The organism is Nakamurella sp. (assembly GCF_048594475.1).
Taxonomy (GTDB): domain Bacteria; phylum Actinomycetota; class Actinomycetes; order Mycobacteriales; family Nakamurellaceae; genus Nakamurella.
Window position 1 is genome coordinate 1 of record NZ_JBMDXT010000339.1, and the last position, 1867, is coordinate 1867.

The 1867-nt window shown below is 75.5% G+C and carries 2 protein-coding genes; both read right to left on the reverse strand.

Annotation, left to right across the window (positions count from 1 at the left end; all coding sequences use genetic code 11):
- A partial coding sequence (locus ACOJUF_RS15410; RefSeq protein ID WP_420122710.1) for a hypothetical protein occupies window positions 1-673 on the reverse strand: 673 nt, incomplete at its 3' end.
- 149 nt (window positions 674-822) lie between these two features.
- Complete coding sequence (locus ACOJUF_RS15415; RefSeq protein WP_420122711.1) at window positions 823-1671, reverse strand: HAD family hydrolase; 849 nt, start codon at window positions 1669-1671, stop codon at window positions 823-825.
- Between the last annotated feature and the right edge of the window lie 196 nt (window positions 1672-1867).

Consider the following 1867-nt stretch of genomic DNA (forward strand, 5'->3'; position numbering starts at 1 on the left):
CCCGGATCGCCCGGCCGACCACGACCAGGGCCAGCGCCAGGCCGAGGCCGACGAGCGCCGCACACCCGACGAGAACCTGGTGATAGAGCCGGAAGTCGGCCAGCAGCGCGGCGGCCGCCGGCTCGAGCGGGCCGTGTCGGAGTTCGCCGGCCAGCCGGGCGGACGCCGCCGCCACGGCCGGGTCGGCGCCGCCGACCGGCAGGAAGGTCAGCACCGAGGCGAGCGGGGCCACGGCACCCTGCACGTTGGCGACGACGATCAGCAGGGCCACCGCGGCCGCCGCGACCAGCAACGGTCCGGCCGCCGCCCGAGATCCGCGGCGACGCCACCCGACCGCGGCGGACCGCCGGCCGGCGAGCCGGACACCGGCCGCGATCAGGGCGCCGAGCAGCAGGCCGCCGGCCAGCGCCTTGGCCAGGTGGAAGCCCTGCCAGAAGGCCGCGGCCTGCACCAGGGCATCGGCCGGTCCGGAGCCGGCCGTCAGGGTCGCCAGGAATCCCGCGCGCACGGCGTCGACGAGCGAACCCAGCCGGACCGCCCCGCTGCCCGGCCACCGGGCGCCGACCCAGGCGGGCACGAAGGCGGTGATCAGCGTGAGGGCGACGACGACACCGGCCAGGAGCCGGCCGGGCAGCTGCCGGCGGCGGGCGGGGGCAGGGAGGGCTGCGGACACGAGCGTCCTTTCCGAGTTCCGGTCCGTCGGATCACCGGCCGGTCACCCGGGCGGTCCGATCAGCGTAGGAAGCCGGCGCGCCCACCCGCATCGGGCGCCGGACGGGTCCTGGGACCGGTCGTCTCCTCCCCAGGGAGGAGACGATCCGGTCAGAACCAGCGTTCGAGGATCTGCGCCACCGCGTCCTCGTGGTGCTGCGCGCCGACCTCGCTGACGATCGCGTGCACGTCCGGATGCCCGTTGCCCATCCCGACGCTGAACCCCGCCCAGTGCAGCATCTCCAGGTCGTTAGGCATGTCCCCGAACGCGACGACGTCCTGCCGGTCGATCCCCCACCGCGCGGCCAGCTCGGCCAGTGCGGTGCCCTTGTTGACACCGGCCGCGGCCACCTCGATCAGACCGTCGTCGGTGGAGTAGGTGATGGAGACCTCCTCCGCGCCGACGGCGCGGGCGGCCAGCGCCAGCGAGCGGGAGTCCTCACGGCCGCGCACGAGCAGCTTGGCCGCCGGCTCGGCCAGCAGGTCGGCCCGGTCGGCGCGCTGGAAGTAGCCGAAGGCCCACGGGTGGTCGTAGTCGTGCTCGGCGATGCAGGCCTGCAGGGAGATGCCCAGCCGCTCCACGGCCAGCGAGAACGTGTCGGTCTCCCGCTCCAGCCCGGTGACGAAGGACTGCATCGTGTCGGGCGTCAGCGGGGAGGCCGCGATGATCTCGTTGGCCGCGACGTCGTAGACGACGGCGCCGTTCATGCACACGGCGATCCCGGTGAAGCCGGCCTCGATCACCGGGCCCAGCCACCAGATGGGCCGGCCGGTCGCGATGACGACGTGGGCGCCGGCCGCCGCGGCCCGGTTGAGCGCGTCCATGTTGCGCTCGCTGATCTTCATTCCGGACTCGTCGAGCAGCGTGCCGTCGAGGTCGGTGACCACCATGGCCGGGGCGTCCGGGCGTTGGGGGGCGAGCCCGGTCACGGGATCGGTCGGGTCCGTCGAGGTCGTCACCGCCCCATTCTCCCCCGGGCCACGCGCCGCCCGGACCACAGCGCCCGGCACCCGGCGCCCGGCACCCGGCACCCGGCACCCGGCACCCGGCACCCGGCACCCGGCACCCGGCACCCGGCACCCGGCACCATGGGGGGTGTGGACGACCCGACCCGCCGGCCCCAATAGCGGCGGGCCGACCGCCTCGCCCTGATCC